At 41.9% G+C, this 2,024-nt stretch carries 2 protein-coding genes; both read left to right on the top strand.

Annotated elements, in window-relative coordinates:
* Window positions 1–234 precede the first annotated feature (234 nt).
* A complete protein-coding gene (locus VB714_RS15370) occupies window positions 235–1,560 on the top strand; it encodes a glutamate-5-semialdehyde dehydrogenase (protein WP_323225507.1) in 1,326 nt (441 codons plus the stop codon).
* Window positions 1,561–1,576: 16 nt separating this feature from the next.
* On the top strand, window positions 1,577–1,942 hold the full coding sequence (gene folB, locus VB714_RS15365) for a dihydroneopterin aldolase (RefSeq protein ID WP_323225505.1): 366 nt from the start codon (window positions 1,577–1,579) through the stop codon (window positions 1,940–1,942).
* Window positions 1,943–2,024 lie beyond the last annotated feature (82 nt).

Here is a 2,024-nt window from a genome sequence, read left to right as displayed (position 1 = left end):
GGAACCGGAGTCAAAGTCCCCCACACTTGGGGGATTTAGGGGGCTGGCACTTTGGGGGTTACATTTTTTCTCTCTCCGATGAATAGTCCCTACCTTGATAAGGGGGGAGAATCCCAAAGTCCCCCTTTTTAAGGGGGATTTAGGGGGATCGAAACGTATCCTAATTGGTAACTAGCAACTCGGGTTAATATGTAAATTTGGAATTTTTAGAGATTTGTTTTTAGAGATTTATTTATGGTTGCCTTGGAAATTAGTACGCCAAAACCAGAAGAAATAACCCTGACAGACATTGCCAGAAAAACGCGAGAGGAGGCTCGACAGCTTGCCCTATTATCAACAAAAGACCGCAATGATGCTTTAGAGGCGATCGCGCAAGCACTAGCAGCATCTACCGCAGAAATTCAAGCAGCGAATCGTATTGACTGCGAAAGGGCTGAAAAAGAGGGGATTCCCAAAGCCTTGTCTGCACGGTTGAAACTGGGGGAAACAAAATTGAATGCCGCGATCGCCGGAGTGCGCGATGTGGCAAAATTGGCAGATCCGGTGGGAACAGTACAAATTTATCGAGAACTAGATGAAGGGTTAATTCTGAAGCGAGTCACTTGTCCTTTAGGGGTTTTAGGGATTATTTTTGAAGCACGTCCCGAAGCCTTAATTCAAATTACTAGCCTAGCGATTAAGTCTGGAAATGGCGTTATTCTCAAGGGAGGGAAAGAGGCTCTCAATTCCTGTCAGATATTAACAAAAATTATTCGTCAAGCCTTAGAAAAAACGAAAGTTAATCCCGATACCGTACAACTCTTAACCACACGGGCAGAAATTCGCGCTTTATTAGCATTAGATGAATATGTAGATTTAATTATTCCTCGCGGCTCTAATTCTTTTGTTCGCTATGTACAGGATAATACTCGCATTCCTGTTTTGGGTCACGCTGATGGAATTTGCCATTTATATGTCGATCGCGCAGCAGACATCGAGCAAGGGATTCCCATTATTCTCGATGCCAAAGTTGGCTATCCTGCGGCTTGTAATGCCATTGAAACATTACTCATTCACGCCGATATTGCCCAGGATTATTTACCTAAAATTGCCGAGGCTTTGCAAGCAAAAGAAGTCCAATTAAAAGGCTGCGATCGCACTTTAGAGTTTTTATCGGTAGACTCTGCAACAGAAGAAGATTGGCAAACAGAATACAGCGATTTAATTCTCTCTATTAAAATTGTAGACTCGCTAGAAGAAGCGATCGCCCATATTAATCAATATGGCTCAAAACATACCGAGGCAATTATCACCGGCGATCGCGACGCTGCTGAAAAATTCTTGAACCAAGTGGATGCAGCCGGAGTATATCATAATTGTTCAACTCGTTTTGCTGATGGTTTTCGTTATGGTTTTGGCGCAGAAGTGGGAATTAGCACTCAACAAATGCCCCCCAGAGGACCCGTCGGATTAGAAGGATTAATCACCTACAAATATCAAGTTACTGGTAATGGTCACATTGTTGCGACTTATTCCGGTGCTAATGCTAAACCTTTCACTCATAAAAATCTTGATGAATAATCTTGAACAATAGAAAATGGATGCAATTAAAATAACAGGAATTCGGGCTTACGGTTATACAGGTGCTTTACCGGAAGAACAGGTTTTAGGACAATGGTTTGAGATCGATCTAGTTGTTTGGCTGGATATAGAAACAGCTGCTAATAGTGACGATCTCAAAGATACTTTTGATTACCGCGAGACGATTAATCTGGTTCGACAGATCGTGCAAACAGAAAAATTTGCCCTGATTGAAAAACTAGCAACAGTTATTGTTGAGAAACTATTAACCTTTGAAAAAATACAGCGAGTACAAATAGATTTAACAAAACTTGCTGCAACGATCCCCGATTTTGGCGGCCAAGTCACGATTAGTTTGACGAGATCATTAGATTCACATTGATTCACATTATTGAGGAATTGCGATCGCCTGCTGCGGGAAAAAGTGATAGAATTTTTTCCGAAAAACCGGGTAAACTAGAAGG

Origin of the sequence: Spirulina sp. 06S082, assembly GCF_034932145.1 — a bacterium.
In the GTDB taxonomy this organism is placed as follows: domain Bacteria; phylum Cyanobacteriota; class Cyanobacteriia; order Cyanobacteriales; family Spirulinaceae; genus CCY15215.
This window is presented reverse-complemented; position numbering and strand designations above follow the sequence as displayed.